This window comes from Bacillus sp. BR3(2024) (genome assembly GCF_039134555.1).
Taxonomy (GTDB): domain Bacteria; phylum Bacillota; class Bacilli; order Bacillales; family Bacillaceae_G; genus Bacillus_A; species Bacillus_A cereus.
Genome location: NZ_CP152433.1, coordinates 1087986 through 1105220, shown reverse-complemented (window position 1 = coordinate 1105220; position 17235 = coordinate 1087986). Strand labels below are relative to the sequence as shown.

The window sequence follows — 17235 nt, the reverse complement described above, 5'->3', positions numbered from 1 at the left end:
ATTATTTATTTAAAATTATTATAAATTAATTATTATTCAAAACTAAATCTTTGTCAACTATTTCCTTCACTTTTTTGGAAACAATTTCAGCCAAACAGTCGATAAATGCTGATTGTGCATTCGGCATATTTGGTCTAAAATATTTGGCATTTAATTCATCAGTTACAACTTTACATTCATAATCGTTGTCATATAAAACTTCTAAATGCTCCGCTACAAAACCAACTGGGCAATATATGAAAGATTCGTACCCATGCTCTTCATATAAATCTTTCGTTAAATCTTGCACATCTGGACCAATCCACGGATCTGGAGTATTCCCAGCACTTTGCCAACCGATTGTATAGTTTTGAATATTTGCAGCTTCTGCAATTAAATCTGCCGTATGCTTTAGTTGTTCTACATAAGGGTCTCCTGCTGCAATAATTTTTTCCGGCAAACTATGCGCTGAAAAAATTACGACTGCTTTCTCTTTATTATCAATTTCTGTAAACGTCTCTTTTATTTGGTCTGCCCAATACGAAATAAATTTCGGTTCATCATACCATTGTTCAATTGGTTCAATAACAGGACCACCGATTTCTTTTGAAAGACGAATAGCACGGTCATTATACGCTTTAATGCTAAATGTAGAGTAATGCGGCGCTAATACGATACTAATCGCTTGCTCGATCCCATCACGCTTCATTTCTTCTACAGCATCTTCTATAAATGGTGCAATATGTTTTAAACCTAAGTAACAAGTAAATTCATACTCTGTAAATATGTTATTCATTGAATCTGTTAATTTATGCGCCTGTTCTTTCGTAATTTTTGCAAGCGGTGAAATTCCACCAATCGCTTTATAGCGCCCAATTAAATCTTCAAGCGCTTCTTCTGATGGCGTACGCCCGTGACGGATATGTGTATAATATGCCTCTACATCGTCTAATGATTCTGGTGTTCCATACGCCATTACGAGTAAACCTATTCTTTTCTTTGTCATCTATCTAACACCTCAATTTTATAAATGAGAATCTTTTTCAGAACATTTGTTTCCAATTATAACAAGTAATAATAAGTACGTCAAAATAATAATTCTAATTAAGTATTATTTATAAGGTGATTTTGAATTTTATATGACAATTTCTTTAATAAAAAGCGACTTACATAATTGTAAGCCGCTTTTCCCTTATTCCTTAATATTTACCCCATATTCTTTAAACCAAACATGAATTTGTGCTAAATGAGCTAAAAGCTGTGGCCCAGTCATCAATTGACCAAACCATGGTGTTTGAAATGCACTGCCGCCAGACTGAATCAATCCGCTCAACTGCTCTTTATCAAACAGTTCGTGTAAAATTGAACCTTTATCCGTTAATAGATTTTGAAGCCATACTGTTACTGCTTTTGTATAGTGCGGATTGTGCGTTTTCGGATAAGGACTCTTCTTTCTATATAAGATGTCATGTGGAAGTACACCTTCTAACGCTTTACGTAATAGACCTTTTTCGCGGTTTTTATACATTTTCATTTCCCAAGGAATATTCCACGCATATTCGACAAGACGATGATCTGCAAATGGAACACGTACTTCTAAGCTCGCTCCCATACTCATGCGGTCTTTTCTGTCTAATAATGTTGTCATAAACCATACCATATTTAAATAAAATAATTGGCGTCTTTTTGCTTCTAGCGGACTTTCCCCCTCTAAAATAGGAACTTCTTGAATCGACTCTTCATAGCGCCTTTGTACATATTGTTGTAAATTTAATTTATTTCTCCATTCTTTTTTTAGAAGTTGTTCACGTGCCTCTGTAGAACGCATCCACGGAAATGCACTCGATTGTAAATCATCTTCTCTATAAAACCACGGATATCCACCAAATATTTCATCTGCACATTCTCCAGATAAGCCAACGACAAAATCTTGTTTAATTTCTCGGCAAAACCATAATAATGACGAATCGATATCTGCCATACCAGGCAAATCACGAACGAGTACTGCTTCAGTTAAATACTCTGCTAATTTTTCATTCGAAATGACGCAGCGATGATGGGTTGTTTGAAATGTCTCAGTCATTAAATTAATAAACGGAGCATCTGAATTTGGCTGGAATGCATTCGCTTTAAAGTATTTGTCATTATCTTCGTAATCAATAGAATACGTGTGTAATTGCCCTTTTCCTGATCTCTCATATTCTTTCGCTGCAATAGCTGTAATAGCGCTCGAATCTACACCACCCGATAAAAAAGTACATAGTGGTACATCAGAAACAAGCTGTCTTGTAATAGCATCTTGTAATAAAAAGCGCGTTTTCTCTACTGTTTCTTCAAAAGAGTCTTCATGTTTTTTACTTTCTACATTCCAATATCTCCATATACATAAACCGTTCTTTGAAAATGTCATTGCATGACCTGGACGCAATTCTTTTATACCAGCATAAATACCGTGGCCAGGCGTTCTTGACGGTCCGAGCCCGAATATTTCTGATAATCCTTCTAACGTTACTTCCGCCTTCACATCTGGATGCGACAATATCGCTTTTAACTCCGAACCAAATAGTAAGCGTCCGCTATCATATTTATAAAAAAGTGGCTTTACACCTAATCGATCTCTCGCAATAAATACTTGTTCTTTCTGTTCGTCCCATACTGCAAACGCATATATACCGTTTAAATGATCGACACATTCTTCTTTCCATTCAATATAAGAAGCTAATAATACTTCTGTATCAGAATGACCTTTGAACGTATATCCTCTTCTTAATAATTCCTTTCGAATGTCTTCTGTGTTATAAAGTTCACCGTTATAGCAAATGGCGTAATTCGTTTCACCTTTTAAACAAGTCATCGGCTGTTTACCGCCCTCAGGATCCACAACGATTAACCGCTTATGCCCAAATGCGACATTTCCTTTAATCCAAACTTTATTATCATCCGGCCCCCGTTTCGCTAACGTCTCAGCCATCTTCGTAACGACATCTCTTTCTCCTTCTAATGAGCGTTTATAATCCACCCATCCTGTAATCCCGCACATATAAATCATCCTTCCATCTTATTTCTTTTCTTGAACGTGCAGTAATCCCCACCCTAAGAGTGCGGATCAAAAAAATGAAAAACTTGACGATAACCTACTATCCACATATGGAATAGCATTTTCACTCAGTAAAACGTGTTTTATTGTATGCCCACCTATGTCTATATGTGTCTAGTTATAAAGAATGCACGAACTGTCTATAACAGGAATAACTACTTTTCATAAAGGAGAAATCGTGTATGATACAACGTAAACATATTTTATATAATCAGCCCCGTGCTCATACAGTCGGTAATGTAGAATATATAAACAATGAGTGGGTATTCTTTGATGATGAAAATGATGAAGCGTTTTTATTAGAAGATATTGCCGAAGATGGGTTTGAAATTTTGTATAATAACAATTGGCTACCAGCCCGTTTCTATGAACAAGATGTATTACAAATCGCCAACGAGCAACACCATTTGCAAAATGGTGAAATGATACGTATTCGAAAAAAGTTACTTCTTAGCTATAATGAATGGCTGGAGGAATTACCTGACTCTGTCTTCACATTATTAACCGAATCATTGCAATCACTTCACTACTCTTTATATGATTGCATGTATTGTCATAATTATTTATCTTTCTTACCGCAAGAGGAGTCACGCGAAGGAGTAAATATTCTTTTGTTTGATAACGAAGAAATGATCTGTACACTGCAGCACCATTTCGTCCGTCACACTACGTCAAATAAAAATATGTTCCGTTTTACGAAAGTAAATGGAGAAGAGTTGCATATCGATGCGACATAAAGTGAAACTTTAATCAGTGGGGTAGCCCACTGATTATTAGCCTTCACCAATCTGATGTTTACGGGATAAAGTAAAAAACCACCTTATAATCTCCCAAGTCTTTGAGATCATAAGGTGGCTTTATTTTTTATTAGAATACTTTCCAGCCAATCGGTAATTTCAGCCCAAGGTAAAATACTGCTACTAGCGCAACAATAAATAAGCCCCAAACCGCCCCTGTTGGTTTGTTTTTGCTCATTTTCACAAGAACCATTTCCATTCCACCGATAACTAAAATACCAGCTAACATTTTTAAGCCATACCACATGTGCATGCTACCTGTTGCTGTCTTCACAATACTCATGTACAACATGAAGCCTGTCACAATAATAATGATATACATTAGGCGAAGCCCCATATGTACACCTTTCCCTTTTCTTCCTGCTGAATAAAGTGAATACGCAACGAAGAATAAAATTAAACCTAACGCCCATGCTGTAATATGCATATGTACCATCGTATCCCTTACCTCCTCTTTTCACACTTTTTCACTCTATATGATAACATGTTCATTTATTTTCAGGAAATGTTTCGCTTTTTTACATTTAAATGCTATAATATTTAGAGTATTTACAAACTTCTTGTAATAACAAAAGGGGGAACAATCATGATTCAAACTAAGGATATTATCGAACTTACAGACACATACGGAGCAAATAACTATCACCCACTTCCAATCGTTATTTCTAAAGCAGAAGGTGTTTGGGTAGAAGATCCTGAAGGAAACCGCTATATGGACTTATTAAGTGCATATTCTGCAGTAAACCAAGGTCATCGTCACCCGAAAATTATTAACGCTTTAATTGACCAAGCTAATCGTGTTACGTTAACTTCTCGTGCTTTCCATAGCGATCAATTAGGTCCTTGGTACGAAAAAGTTGCGAAACTAACTAATAAAGAAATGGTACTTCCAATGAATACAGGTGCTGAAGCTGTTGAAACTGCAATTAAAACAGTTCGTCGCTGGGCTTATGATGTGAAGAAAGTGGAAGCAAACCGTGCTGAAATCATCGTTTGTGAAGATAACTTCCACGGACGTACAATGGGTTCTGTTTCCATGTCTTCAAATGAAGAGTACAAGCGTGGATTCGGTCCAATGCTTCCTGGCATCGTTGTAATTCCTTACGGTGATTTAGAAGCATTAAAAGCCGCAATTACACCAAACACAGCAGCATTCATTTTAGAGCCAATTCAAGGTGAAGCAGGAATTAATATCCCACCAGCTGGTTACTTAAAAGAAGCTTTTGAAGTATGTAAAAAAGAAAACGTTTTATTTGTAGCAGATGAAATCCAAACTGGCTTAGGCCGTACTGGTAAAGTATTTGCTTGTGACTGGGACAATGTAACTCCTGACATGTACATACTTGGTAAAGCACTTGGCGGCGGTGTGTTCCCAATCTCTTGCGTAGCAGCAAACCGCGACATTTTAGGTGTATTTGAGCCAGGTTCTCACGGTTCTACATTCGGTGGTAATCCACTTGCATGTGCTGTTTCTATCGCGGCTCTTGAAGTGTTAGAAGAAGAAAAATTAACAGAGCGTTCTCTTCAATTAGGTGAAAAATTAGTTGGGCAATTAAAAGAGATTGATAACCCAATGATCACTGAAGTTCGTGGTAAAGGTTTATTCATCGGTATCGAATTAAACGAGCCAGCTCGTCCTTACTGTGAACAACTAAAAGCAGCTGGTCTATTATGTAAAGAAACACACGAAAATGTAATTCGTATCGCACCACCTCTAGTAATCTCTGAAGAAGATTTAGAGTGGGCATTCCAAAAAATTAAAGCTGTATTATCGTAATGATAGAGAGGTTGTCCGACATGTTGGGACAACCTCTTTCTTTTTATATTCATTTATATTAAGATGGAATTGTAATTTTCTGTATTTTAAAATCGTAAAGGAGGTGCGACATGCTATTAAGATATGGTAAACATATTAACTATTTAGCTACAGCTTTTATTTTAGTTACATTCCTTGGTTTCCTACTTTCCACAACATGGCTTCATTACTCAACTCCTACTACACTCACACTACTGAAAGCATCATTTTGGACTGCTGTTATTCTTACTATCATTGGTTTTGGACGAGAAAAAAGCGCACTTACGGTTATACTATTTGGCATTTGTACACTTGCATTCATTGGTCTTTACACTTTTGCCGTTATCGATTACCTCTATAACCCAAGGCCATAAAAAAGAGCTATCTTTTAACAAGATAGCTCTTTTCTTTATTTCACTACATTTCGTAAAGTACCAATTCCTTCTACTGTAATGACCACTTCATCACCAGCATGTAAAAACTTCGGTGGTGTAAAACCTTTTCCGACACCAGCCGGCGTTCCTGTTGCGATAATATCACCTGGTTCTAAAGTCATTCCTTTACTTATCGTTGAAATAATTTCTTCTATTGAAAAAATCATTTTATTTGTGTTAGAAGTTTGCCTTACTTCTCCATTTACTACCGTTTCAATGTGTAATGCATTCGGCGCATTAACCACCGATTTATGAATTAAATACGGTCCCATCGGACAAAATGTATCGAAGCTTTTCCCAAGGAAAAACTGTTTATGTTTTCTTTGAATGTCTCGAGCTGTTACATCATTGATAATCGTATAACCAAAAACATGCTCAAGCGCTTTTTCTTTTTTTATTTGCTTCCCTCGCTTACCAATAATGATAGCTAATTCTCCTTCATAATCTAGTTCGTCCGTTGCATGAGGGTGACCATTAATTTGCTCATTTATGCCAATAACTGTTGTTGGCGCTTTCGTAAAGATCATTATATTTTCTGGAATAGACTCTACTCCGCCCATTTCTACCGCATGCTCACGATAGTTTTTTCCAACGCACAAAATATTCTTTCTTGGCCTTGGAATCGGCGCTAATATTTTCACCTCTGTTAACGGATAATACGCCGCTTCCCCGTTCTCTTTTGCCCAATTTACAATTTCACATACTTTCTCAAAGCATTCAGTCCCTCTTTCAATACACTCTAACATTGTAATAGGGATTATAACCTTTTCCCCTTTTTGTCTTTGCGCTTCTCTTAAGTGTAATACCTTTTCTTCTTCTTCATCTACAATACCTACAAATACCTTTTCTTCTTTCTTCGCCGTTACAAAACGCAATATTTCCACTCTCCATCCTAAAACTCATACCCTTTAATTGTATTCGCATCCGCAAGAAAAAAACCTTCTCATGCACGCTAATTTTTACAATATTCTTCTCATCCCCTATTCGTTACCCCTTTATCATTTGGCATAAAATGTAGAAATTTTACTTTTTTTAGCGAATGCATTTCTTTTTTATGAAGTTTTTGTATAATATGTACTACATATATACTAAAAATTTCATTTAGAGATGGAGCCGATTTCAATGTTTGAGCAAGCGATTGAAAAAAAACGTGAAAAAATGATTTATTTTGCTGAACGCTATGGAATGACTTCTCAAAAAACAGTGGATTGTAGCCAAGAACTGGACAGGCTCTTAAATGTAATTTGTCATGTACATACGGATTTACACCCTAATCAAACGTTCAAAACACACACGCAATAATGCGTGTGTTTCTTTTATTTCAAAAAAATACACATTTTATTGGAAACGCCCATACAATAGTAGAAAAGAAAATTTTAAAAACGAAGGGTGTTTTGTATGCCAGCTATGGTCGGACATATTCGTATCGTCAATATTGGATCAAGTGGTATTTTTCATATTGGAGATGTATTTGCGATTAGGCCTATTAGTTACTCACGTGCTTTCGCCGGGGCCGGCTCTTTCAACGTTGGAGACAATGTTTCTGTCTACAATTATCAAAGTGCAACGACTGTCAACGATTCAGATGTAATCGATCAAGCGATAATTGGCTCAACTTAAAGGAGGCAATTGCATTGAATTTTTATGTAAACCAAAGTATCATCATCAACAGTATTAAAATTGATAGCATTACAACCTCTTCTGTGTTCCAAATTGGTACTGCCGGAAGTATTAAAGCCCTATCTAAATTTTCAAATACGGGCGGATTTACGGAACCGCTTCGCCCATTACAGGCGAAAGGACAAATTATTTCTATCAAACCATCAACTAGTTCTTCTTAAGACATCCTTGTCATAAATATATAGCAGGAATATTTTTACCCTCCCTATTGAAAAGGAGGTTTCACAAATGAATCAAGATATATATACTTACTTACACCAACTTCAACAAGCTCTTCAAACACAACAAGCAGCCATCCTAAATTTAGAAGATCAAGTGCGCCAACTCCAAGAAGAGCTTAACGAATTAAAAAATCGCCCCTCCTCTTCTGTAGGAAAAGTGGAATACAAATTCGATCAATTAAAAGTCGAAAATTTAAATGGTACTTTAAATATTGGTTTAAACCCATTTTCAGCAAAAGGACAACAAATTGAAGATTTTCAAGTGGATACAGAAACATTGAAGGTAAACCCTGAAACCGAAACAAACCCAGACTTTTATCAAGGTATCCTCCAAGAAATGCATCGATACTTAGATGAAGAAGCATATAATCGTATTCTCCATTTTGAACAAGAAGAGAGAACACCGCTTGATGAAATGTATCGACAAATGATGGTGGATGACATAAAAAAACAGATGGAGCATCGACTCCCTTATTATTTATCACAAGCGCAATCATATGAAGGTATTTCAACAGATCCAGATTATTTACGAGATATCATTATTCAGGCAATGAAACAAGATATTGACAAAGCCTTTCTCTCCTTTATTCAGCACATACCGGGAAATTTCCGAAAGGAGTAAGTATGTATGAACCTTAACGTTGTAAACCGTGAGTTAAAAGTCGGACAGATTAAAATGAACGGTGTATCGTCGTCCGCACTCTTTTTAATTGGAGATGCAAATCTCCTCATTCTATCTTCTATTCTCGATACACCATTTGAAACAGTTACAGAGGGTCCATTTGTACCATTAGTAACAGATGTCCCCCCTACTCCAGGTTAAGGAGACTGAAAAATTATGTTGCATCATGTGTCCATTGTCCAAAATGTTTCTATTATTTCTTTAGGGATTACTGCCGTATTTCAAGTTGGAGATGCAAACCAAATGGAATTAAAAAGTAGAGCTATTGCCGTCCACCGTGAAATTCCTTTTTATATACGGGGAGAAGGTCGCTTTGATGCTTTTGAAATCTTTACAGATGAACACATTACAATTCCAAAACGAACGACAGATGTAAAATTAAATATTGTAAATGAATGCCCTTTTATTGAAGTGAATAACGTTGAATTGCGGACACTTTTAAATTCTGGTTGCTTTCAAATTGGAAATGTTGATTATGGTTTTAATAACTCTCGTATTATACAAATCCGCCAATATATTACGGATGAACCTTCCGCACAATAATTCATATAGTAATTAAAAAGCTTAGTAAAGTAGGTGGATGGTATGCCTTCAGTTGTAGGAAATCTCGTCGTGCAAAACAGTAACGGCTCTTTCAACTTAGGAGATTTTTATAACGTATCTCCGAAAGAAAACACGAAAGCCTATAACGGATCTGGAGCTTCCAATGTTGGGTTTGTCGTGAATACGTTTAACGGTGTTAGTGCAACGAATACATTTGATTCTGATGTGGCAGATCAAGATCAGATTGGAACAGCGTAAAAAAAGTAGGAGATATTCTCCTACTTTTTTCTTTTATGTAATTCAAAATTATTAAAATGAAATTTTAATAAGCAAGAGCTTCACTGTCCACAAATAGTGGTATAAACACATAAGTAGTGAAGAGGCACTATTTCATTTTATTTAAATGATAACCCACTCTCCTCCAAAGCCTTCCTAAGCTTCGGCAAAGACGCAGGTCCCATACCATGCAGTTTTAAAATTTCTTTTTCACTATATTTTGAGAGTTCTTCTACAGTTTGAATTCCACGGTGCTCTAATGCCCTTCTTGCTGGCGCTGAAAGAAGAGAGAGAAAACCTTCTTTTGGTTTTCTCTCTTTCTCACAGACTGGGCAAGTTGGACAATCGCTACTTTTATAGTACTCGTGTCCCTGTTCACAAGTTCTTAACGTTTTTTCCGTTACCATTTTCAAGCCCCTCTATTCTTCAATATTTACAACGTGATTCCCATCAAAGAAGTATAAACATTTCTCTTTTACAGGATGTTGTAAGCTTTTCTCCAGTGCTTTTGCATATAACGAAAGCTGCACTTTATATCGATCTTCTAAAATTGGTTTCGCTTGTTCGAATCCGCCTGGGAATTTCCCTTCAATCGTATCTGTTTTAAAGTCGATTAACGTAATGCCATCTTCCTCTTCAATCATGCAGTCGATAACCCCTTGGACAAGAATCGTTTCTTCACTCTTCCCTTGCCAATCTTGATATGCTTCTTCTGCTGCAAGCATCATCGTAAATGGTACTTCACGCTCAACACTTTTCGCCGCTAATACCCTTTTACCTAAGTCACTGTCAAAGAATGAAATTACTTTTTCAATCGCTATTTCTTCCGCCTGCTCGAATGTTAATAATTCCTTATTTACCATTCCAGCAATTTGCTCTTGAAGAACTTCAACCGTAATCGGCTTCTTCAAATCAACATGCTGCATAACGGCATGGACTGCTGTTCCGCGCTCTGCGTACGTTAACCCTTTTTTCTCCATAAAGCGCGGGCGTGTTTTAATTGGTGCACGTAGTTTTTTAATAAAGGCGTTATCGCTACCTTCTTCAGATTGATAATTTCTCTTTATTTCTGTAACAGATTGCTTCGCACGATGAGATGTCGCATCCTCATATCCGTACTTCCACATTAATCTGTCGTACACTTCTTCTTTCCGTTCACTTTGCAGGGGAACAGCCTTTTTCTCACGAAGCGCTTCTAACAATTCTTGTTTCTCTTCTTGAACTGGCTCTGGTGCAAGTAGTGTGTTACCGTCCACAACTTCTACTTTCCAGCTAGTGTCATATCCGTAAATTTCATCTGGAATACTTCCTTGTCCTAATTCAAGAAGCATTTCACTATCACGGTGTCTATATAATGAAGGTGCAATCCAGTCTAAATAACAAGACGCTCCGGCACGTATGTGATCTGGTAATAACCATTCACTATGTTCCCTCGCATCAAGCCATTTTTCCATTTCCTTATTTGCATCCTTAACTGTTCCGATTAAAATTAACTTCTCTTTCGCACGCGTCAATGCTACGTATAGTACGCGCATTTCTTCCGCAATTAATTCCATTTTCATTTTACGCTTAATCGCAAGCTGTGATAATGTTGTATATTTAATTCGTTTACGCGGATCGATAAATTGCGAACCGAAACCGAAATCTTTATGCAATAAGAAACGTTTCATTAAGTCTTGTGTATTAAAACGACGACCGAGTCCAGCTACAAATACGACCGGGAACTCTAGCCCTTTACTTTTATGAATCGTCATAATGCGAACAACGTCTTCTTGTTCACCGAGGGCCCTCGCCGTACCCATATCATCACCGCGTTCTAAAATACGTTCAATAAAACGTAAGAAGCGGAATAATCCTCTAAATGATGTTGCTTCATATTGTCTTGCGCGGTCATATAGTACGCGTAAGTTTGCCTGCCTTTGCTTTCCAGCTGGTAAACCGCCAACGAAGTCGTAATAACCTGTCTCACCGTACACTTTCCAAATTAAATCAGAAAGTGATTGTTGACGGGCGAATTCACGCCATCCTTGCAATAAGTTATAAAACCACTCTAATTTATCATGAAGTTCTTGCTCCTCTTCAAGCGGTGCCCCTTTTAAGAATGAGCTCATTACTTCATAAAACGAGCCTTTCTTTCCATGAGCACGAAGCGTTGCAAGTTCTTCATCGCTCAATCCAACGATTGGGGAACGAAGTACAGCGGCAAGCGGAATATCTTGCATCGGATTATCAATAACGCGGAATACGTTCATCATAATATTTACTTCCGTCGCTTCAAAATAACCAGTCGCGAGGTCAGCGTATACTGGAATTCCTTGTAATTTTAACTCTTCCATAATTTGCGGGGCCCACGGCATGGAGCGAAGTAAAATAACGAAATCGCGATATTGCACCGGACGCATACTATCATTTTTACGGTCATACACTTCATAACCGGAATCAACCATCGCTTTAATGCGCTGCGCCATAAGGCGAGCTTCAAGCTGTGCTTTTTCGACTTCTGCACCTTCTTCACCGTCTATTACTTCTTCTTCCGTTTGCTGAATACATAATAATTCTGCTGCTACATCTTCACCTTCTGGATAGGTAGCACCTAGCTTTAGTTCAGCGTCAGCATCGTAGTCAATTTCCCCAACTTCTTCGCCCATAATTTGTTTAAAAATAAAGTTCGTACCTGCTAGTACTTCATGACGACTACGGAAGTTTTTCGCTAAGTCAATCTTCATTCCGCCGCCCAATCCTTCTTGTGTGAAACGTTTATACTTTCCTAGGAATAAGCCTGGCTCGGCTAGTCGGAAACGATAAATCGACTGCTTTACGTCACCAACCATGAACAAGTTTCCTTCACTCTCAGAATCTTTCGTTACGAATTTAATAATGGATTCCTGTACAAAGTTCGTGTCTTGATATTCATCGACTAATACTTCAGCAAATTTATTACGATATTGGAGCGCCACTGCTGACGGATTCATTTCACCATTTTCACTTTGTTCACTTAAAATTTGTAAACAGAAATGCTCTAAATCTGTGAAATCGACCATTCCTTTATCTCGCTTCATCGCTTGGAAACGCTCTGTAAATACTTTTACAAGTTGAACAAGCTTTTCTAATACTGGGTGCATATCTTGAAAATCTCGTAAGAAACTTTCAGGTTTGCGGCTAAATAACTCTTCTTGTAATTTCTTCACTTCATCTTTCGCTTTATTACGAAGAGAGTCTACTTGTTTTACAACATCTTCATTGTAATCACTTTTCTTAATACGCTTTAACGTTTGCCACGATACGTTTTGCATCGCTTCATACACACTTGTCCACGACTCACGAGCAGCTGATGATAGCGTTCCAAGTAATGCTACATCTGCTTGCAGGGTTTCAATGCGAGGCGCTGGACCGTCAGGAAGCATTGCGAGTTCAGTTGCCTTACGAATATGCTGTTCCGCTGTTTCAAGCTGGAATTTCACATCTTCTAATAAATAAGAAGCATATACTAAATCCTCAATTGTCTTTCCTTCTACGTCATATGCTTCTACTAATTTATCAAGCCATTTTTCCGGATTTGGATGCGCTCTTGATTCTGTATGAAGCGCTAAAATCATACGTTGTAAGTCATCATCACTACGGTCACTCGTATAACGATCAACGAGTTCAAAGAATATCGTATTATCTTCGATGCCATACTCTTCTTCTAATATGTCATCTAGCACTTCTTCTTTTAACAATTCATTTTCTGTTTGATTCGCAATACGGAAACGAGGATCAACATCAAGCATGTAGTAATATCCTCTAATTACTTGTAAACAGAATGAGTGAATTGTTGAAATGGAAGCTTTATTTAATAGGCTCAGCTGCTTTCTTACGTGTTGAGAGCCTGGTTCATCAATTAATACCTTTTCTAACGCTTCTCCGATTCGGTTTTTCATCTCTTGTGCTGCTGCATTCGTAAATGTTACAACGAGCAGGCGGTCGACATCGACTGGATTCTCTTCATTAATAATCTTTTTAATAATACGTTCAACTAATACCGCTGTTTTACCTGATCCAGCTGCAGCAGCAACTAAAATATCACGTCCGTTAGCTACAACAGCTTTCCACTGGTCATCTGTCCATTGACTACCTTCTGGTTTTTTAGGCCAATTTTCTATCATTCTCCGCCAACCTCCTCTCTTATTTTCTCCATCGCTTCGCTATCTTTCATATCTTTTAACGATCGGAACTGATTATCTTCCAGTGACTCATCAAACTGACAAACAGATTTGAAGTTACAGAACGTACATGCCGCTTTATTCCCCATTTTATAAGGAGCAATATCGATAACACCTTCTGTAATGTCTTTTCCGATATTTTCAAACGTATGGTGTACATATTTTTGCAGTACGTTAAACTCTTGCTCACTTGCAATACTTGAACGCGCACTAAAGCTACCGTCTTTTTTCAGGCCAGCAGAAATAATATCTGAGCTTCCTGTTGAAAGTTTGTTATCCATTAAACGAACAACGTCAGCATCTCCTAATACGAGTCCTTTCATTTTAAATTTCTTCAAAATTTCTTTTTCAATTTCAGCTTCAGATGCGTCACCTTTCATCTCAACGATTGGGTTATGAATATGGAAATACAATACACCAGCTGGTAATGCTGCGTGGCCTTTTTTCATCCACGTCTGTGCATTCGAAGTAACAACATCTAAATACGTTAACATTTGAAGTGCTAATCCGTAATACACTTCCGTTAAATCTAACGCTTTTGAACTTGATTTATAATCAATAATACGTAAGAACGTCCCGTTTTCATCTTCTGCCTTATCAACACGGTCAATACGGCCGACTACTTCCATCTTTACACCATTTGGTAATGAGAATTCCATCGGCGGAAGTGACCCTGTACCTCCCATACCGAACGGCACCTCTAAATCAACTGGTACGAATCCGCTTGACTTCGCATGTTCACGAAGAATGATTGACGTACGGAAAATGATTTGTTGTAGTTTTTGTTTTAAATAGAAATGACGGTTTGAACTTAATAAAATTTGTCGTTGTAATAACGGTGCGATTTCTTCTATTACTAAGACAGAAAGATGCTCACACTCTTTTATGGATAAATCCGCCCAAGTACGGTTTTCACGCAATAACTTGTCCGCAATTTTCTTTAATGCCGCATGGAATAATTCGCCGATGTCCGGCGCATCAAGCTTGAAAATATCACGCTCTCTAAGCGATAAACCGTGCTGCGCAAAATGAGCGTATGCACAACGGTTAAATAGTTCCATACGAGAGACGCTTCCTTTAATTATATCTCCGTATAAATCTCTACTTACTGCTGTACTTAGTTTCTTCGCACGATTTCGATAGAATAAACTTGATAAGACGCGGCTACTTTTTTGTTTCCATTCATCTGAAGTTACGTAGAAATTATATACGTCCCACCAAAAGTCTAAATTCCCTTCAGATCCGTATCGCTTCCACGTTTGTAGTTGCTGCATAACGTAAGATAACGTTACTTCTGGCGTTGCTACATATGAAATTTGTTCTGAACGTGATAAATCATTTACGTCATTCGTAATAAATGAATCTTTCACATTAGGGAACATTCTTTTTATTTTCTTAATAAAGCTAGACGCAAGTAACGTCTTTCCTTCTTCATCTGCAAGCGGGCATGAAATGTATAACTTCTCAGATGCTCTCGTTACCATTTGATACATAACGAACTGTTCTTCTAACAAAGTTTGTCTCGTCGTTGGCGCTAATTCAATCCCTGCCGCACCAAGAACTTCTCTTTCCTCATCAGAAAGCATACCTTCATCCATAGGTGCTGCTGGAATGACACCCTCATTTACACCTATAATAAACGTTGCTTTCACATCAGATAATCTGGAGTGATCAATATTAGCAATTAACACTTGGTCTAATGACGGCGGAATGTTAGCAAATTGAAGTGCCTCAAGACCAGTCGACATAACGTCAGTAAACATTGAAAGAGACATTTTCTCTTCCCCAAGCATCTCTACAAATGTATCAAGAAGGCTCATTACTTCTTCCCATACTTGTTCATGATCTGTCGCAAATAAGAAATCTCCACTTTCTTCTGCACGTATACGTAATTCTTCTAGTTTTTTCGGAACATCCAGTTCTTCTAAAAACAAGTAAACTGCTTCACACATTTGCATAACTGTTCCTGCACGCTTTAACCTTTTTTGCATGCGAATAACAGGTGTTCTTACAACGTCACGTAGCCTATTTATTTTCTCTTCCATTTCACGTTCACTGTCTGTAATCATCCCGTTCGTATCATCAAGAGAACGATAACGGCGATACATCCATGGATCTTCAGCAGTCCATCTCTTTCCTTGTACACCGTACGCTAAACAGTAATTTTCAAATTCATCCATTTCTTCACGCATCGCTTCTTTTCTTACGTCTAATGGATATAAAAGCTCTGTTTTCACGCAGCGGAACACCGCATCATAACGCCAATTCCCACTAATAATCTCGAGTGCAGAACGAATACATTCTACTAATGGGTGATGTGACATCGGGCGCTTTTCATCGATGAAGTGCGGGATATTATAATCTGTAAATAACGTTCGCATCACATCGTAATAACTTTCCCCATTACGAAGAAGCACTGCAATATCCCGGTAACGATATTTTTCGTCCGCAACAAGTTTACGAATTTCACGAGCAACACCTTCTACCTCCGCTCGTAAATTTGCAGCTGTACTAATCGTTACACTCGCTTCACCGTTAAATTTTTCATTCGGACGCGCTTCATAATGAGCTTCTAAATGCGCTAATGCCGGAGAATGAAAACGCGGCTGTTCCATAAGTGGAATTGTTTTTTCAATTTCTATTTTCTCTTCACGCGCTACTTGTTTTATTTTTTCATACGTTAACGTCGTTTCATAAAATAAATCGAGTTCATTTACTGGCTGCTCTAACGTTTTTTCATCTATCGTTAACGTGATCGTAACTCTCGCTCCGCAAATCATAAGCTGTCTTACAATCTCTAACTCTTGCGGGGAGAATGAATGAAATCCGTCTATATAAATTTCCGCACCATTTACATATTCAGACTGCGGAAGCTTTTCCACTAGCAATTGCAGGTAGTCTTCTGAATCTAAATATTTTCCAATTAAAGCACGTTCAAAATCATCGTATAACAGCTGTAAATCATACACTTTATTCGCTAGTAACTTTTGTTCGGCACTGCTACTATGCGCATCTAATTGTTGCCACATTTCATATACGTTAGATGGCGTTACATTGTAACGTTTAAACTCTGCAATCATACTACCAAGATGTTCAAAGAAACCGTTTTGCTCCGCTGCTTTTTGGAACACCGATAATCCATCTTTACGAGACTCTACAATTTTACGGAGTAACATATGTACACCAGCTTCATCAATATGAAGACGACTCGCTCCGCCAACTTCTTGCAGTACCTTCCACGCTAATCGTGAAAAACTAAAAACTTGTGCCCGAATAGAACCTCTTACATCCTCACTTCCAATTAACGCCTGCTGCGTCTGGAATGTCATCTGTTCTGGCACAAGATATAATATTGTTTTCCCTCTCGGGCGTTGTTTTAACTCTTCTTGCACTTCGCGTAAACAAAGTGTACTTTTTCCACTTCCCGCTCTACCAATCACAAATCGAAGTGACATGTAACCCCACCTTTCACTTACATAACGAACGTTAGTTTGCTACTATAATTGTATTATAGGACACGAAAAAAGAC

The 17235-nt window shown here is 37.7% G+C and carries 17 protein-coding genes; 10 read left to right on the top strand and 7 right to left on the bottom strand.

The features are described 5' to 3' along the window. Positions 1–25: 25 nt before the first annotated feature. Together hemH and asnB are read right to left on the bottom strand one after the other, a co-directional pair. Positions 26–985: a ferrochelatase gene (hemH, locus tag V7S45_RS05720; protein ID WP_078385730.1), complete on the bottom strand. Its 960-nt coding sequence runs from the start codon at positions 983–985 to the stop codon at positions 26–28. 186 nt (positions 986–1171) lie between these two features. Further along, complete coding sequence (gene asnB / locus V7S45_RS05715; protein ID WP_025687429.1) at positions 1172–3019, bottom strand: asparagine synthase (glutamine-hydrolyzing); 1848 nt, start codon at positions 3017–3019, stop codon at positions 1172–1174. A gap of 239 nt (positions 3020–3258) precedes the next feature. On the opposite strand from asnB, the gene V7S45_RS05710 reads away from it, so the two are divergent. Further along, complete coding sequence (locus V7S45_RS05710; RefSeq protein ID WP_000616046.1) at positions 3259–3813, top strand: DUF2777 domain-containing protein; 555 nt, start codon at positions 3259–3261, stop codon at positions 3811–3813. A gap of 130 nt (positions 3814–3943) precedes the next feature. On the opposite strand, the gene V7S45_RS05705 is transcribed toward V7S45_RS05710, so the two are convergent. Beyond that, positions 3944–4309 (bottom strand): YisL family protein, encoded by a 366-nt coding sequence (locus tag V7S45_RS05705; RefSeq protein ID WP_000233494.1) that lies wholly within the window; start codon positions 4307–4309, stop codon positions 3944–3946. Between the two features lie 150 nt (positions 4310–4459). On the opposite strand from V7S45_RS05705, the gene rocD reads away from it, so the two are divergent. Both rocD and V7S45_RS05695 read left to right on the top strand, forming a co-directional pair. Beyond that, the gene (rocD, locus tag V7S45_RS05700; protein ID WP_000616658.1) at positions 4460–5650 is read left to right on the top strand and encodes an ornithine aminotransferase; all 1191 of its coding nucleotides are present in this window, start codon (positions 4460–4462) and stop codon (positions 5648–5650) included. A 110-nt stretch (positions 5651–5760) separates the two neighbouring features. After that, entirely contained in the window at positions 5761–6042 is a 282-nt protein-coding gene (locus tag V7S45_RS05695) for a hypothetical protein (protein WP_342761691.1), read from the top strand. Between the two features lie 35 nt (positions 6043–6077). On the opposite strand, the gene V7S45_RS05690 is transcribed toward V7S45_RS05695, so the two are convergent. Beyond that, entirely contained in the window at positions 6078–6977 is a 900-nt protein-coding gene (locus V7S45_RS05690) for a fumarylacetoacetate hydrolase family protein (protein WP_025687430.1), read from the bottom strand. 247 nt (positions 6978–7224) lie between these two features. Between V7S45_RS05690 and V7S45_RS05685 the strand changes: the two genes are divergently transcribed. From V7S45_RS05685 to gerPF, 7 genes are all read left to right on the top strand, one after another. After that, entirely contained in the window at positions 7225–7404 is a 180-nt protein-coding gene (locus V7S45_RS05685) for an aspartyl-phosphate phosphatase Spo0E family protein (protein ID WP_000462841.1), read from the top strand. Between the two features lie 96 nt (positions 7405–7500). Beyond that, positions 7501–7722 carry a spore germination protein GerPA gene (gerPA, locus tag V7S45_RS05680; RefSeq protein ID WP_001111187.1) on the top strand — a complete coding sequence of 74 codons (222 nt, stop codon included), beginning with the start codon at positions 7501–7503 and terminating at the stop codon, positions 7720–7722. Positions 7723–7736: 14 nt separating this feature from the next. Beyond that, positions 7737–7943 (top strand): spore germination protein GerPB, encoded by a 207-nt coding sequence (gene gerPB, locus V7S45_RS05675; RefSeq protein ID WP_001012508.1) that lies wholly within the window; start codon positions 7737–7739, stop codon positions 7941–7943. A 67-nt stretch (positions 7944–8010) separates the two neighbouring features. Continuing rightward, on the top strand, positions 8011–8625 hold the full coding sequence (gene gerPC, locus V7S45_RS05670) for a spore germination protein GerPC (protein WP_001070760.1): 615 nt from the start codon (positions 8011–8013) through the stop codon (positions 8623–8625). Positions 8626–8631: 6 nt separating this feature from the next. Beyond that, entirely contained in the window at positions 8632–8826 is a 195-nt protein-coding gene (gene gerPD, locus V7S45_RS05665) for a spore germination protein GerPD (protein WP_001052807.1), read from the top strand. A gap of 15 nt (positions 8827–8841) precedes the next feature. Further along, entirely contained in the window at positions 8842–9228 is a 387-nt protein-coding gene (locus tag V7S45_RS05660; RefSeq protein ID WP_000902324.1) for a spore germination protein GerPE, read from the top strand. Positions 9229–9270: 42 nt separating this feature from the next. Continuing rightward, positions 9271–9486, top strand: a complete 216-nt coding sequence (gerPF, locus tag V7S45_RS05655; RefSeq protein WP_001141566.1) for a spore germination protein GerPF — start codon at positions 9271–9273, stop codon at positions 9484–9486. A gap of 137 nt (positions 9487–9623) precedes the next feature. Here gerPF and V7S45_RS05650 read toward each other — a convergent pair whose 3' ends face one another. The 3 genes from V7S45_RS05650 to addB are packed head-to-tail and all read right to left on the bottom strand — an operon-like array spanning position 9624 to position 17161. Then, the gene (locus tag V7S45_RS05650; protein ID WP_000255728.1) at positions 9624–9911 is read right to left on the bottom strand and encodes an RNA polymerase alpha subunit C-terminal domain-containing protein; all 288 of its coding nucleotides are present in this window, start codon (positions 9909–9911) and stop codon (positions 9624–9626) included. Between the two features lie 12 nt (positions 9912–9923). Then, a complete protein-coding gene (gene addA, locus V7S45_RS05645; protein WP_000572298.1) occupies positions 9924–13649 on the bottom strand; it encodes a helicase-exonuclease AddAB subunit AddA in 3726 nt (1241 codons plus the stop codon). Continuing rightward, positions 13646–17161 (bottom strand): helicase-exonuclease AddAB subunit AddB, encoded by a 3516-nt coding sequence (addB, locus tag V7S45_RS05640; RefSeq protein WP_342761690.1) that lies wholly within the window; start codon positions 17159–17161, stop codon positions 13646–13648. The genes addA and addB overlap by 4 nt, the downstream gene beginning before the upstream one ends. Positions 17162–17235 lie beyond the last annotated feature (74 nt).

Bases quoted from the DNA above. Each gene is read 5' to 3' on its own strand.
- hemH (WP_078385730.1), bottom strand. From the start codon at position 985: ATGACAAAGAAAAGAATAGGTTTACTCGTAATGGCGTATGGAACACCA.
- asnB (WP_025687429.1), bottom strand. From the start codon at position 3,019: ATGTGCGGGATTACAGGATGGGTGGATTATAAACGCTCATTAGAAGGA.
- V7S45_RS05710 (WP_000616046.1), top strand. From the start codon at position 3,259: ATGATACAACGTAAACATATTTTATATAATCAGCCCCGTGCTCATACA.
- V7S45_RS05705 (WP_000233494.1), bottom strand. From the start codon at position 4,309: ATGGTACATATGCATATTACAGCATGGGCGTTAGGTTTAATTTTATTC.
- rocD (WP_000616658.1), top strand. From the start codon at position 4,460: ATGATTCAAACTAAGGATATTATCGAACTTACAGACACATACGGAGCA.
- V7S45_RS05695 (WP_342761691.1), top strand. From the start codon at position 5,761: ATGCTATTAAGATATGGTAAACATATTAACTATTTAGCTACAGCTTTT.
- V7S45_RS05685 (WP_000462841.1), top strand. From the start codon at position 7,225: ATGTTTGAGCAAGCGATTGAAAAAAAACGTGAAAAAATGATTTATTTT.
- gerPA (WP_001111187.1), top strand. From the start codon at position 7,501: ATGCCAGCTATGGTCGGACATATTCGTATCGTCAATATTGGATCAAGT.
- gerPC (WP_001070760.1), top strand. From the start codon at position 8,011: ATGAATCAAGATATATATACTTACTTACACCAACTTCAACAAGCTCTT.
- gerPD (WP_001052807.1), top strand. From the start codon at position 8,632: ATGAACCTTAACGTTGTAAACCGTGAGTTAAAAGTCGGACAGATTAAA.
- V7S45_RS05660 (WP_000902324.1), top strand. From the start codon at position 8,842: ATGTTGCATCATGTGTCCATTGTCCAAAATGTTTCTATTATTTCTTTA.
- gerPF (WP_001141566.1), top strand. From the start codon at position 9,271: ATGCCTTCAGTTGTAGGAAATCTCGTCGTGCAAAACAGTAACGGCTCT.
- V7S45_RS05650 (WP_000255728.1), bottom strand. From the start codon at position 9,911: ATGGTAACGGAAAAAACGTTAAGAACTTGTGAACAGGGACACGAGTAC.
- addA (WP_000572298.1), bottom strand. From the start codon at position 13,649: ATGATAGAAAATTGGCCTAAAAAACCAGAAGGTAGTCAATGGACAGAT.
- addB (WP_342761690.1), bottom strand. From the start codon at position 17,161: ATGTCACTTCGATTTGTGATTGGTAGAGCGGGAAGTGGAAAAAGTACA.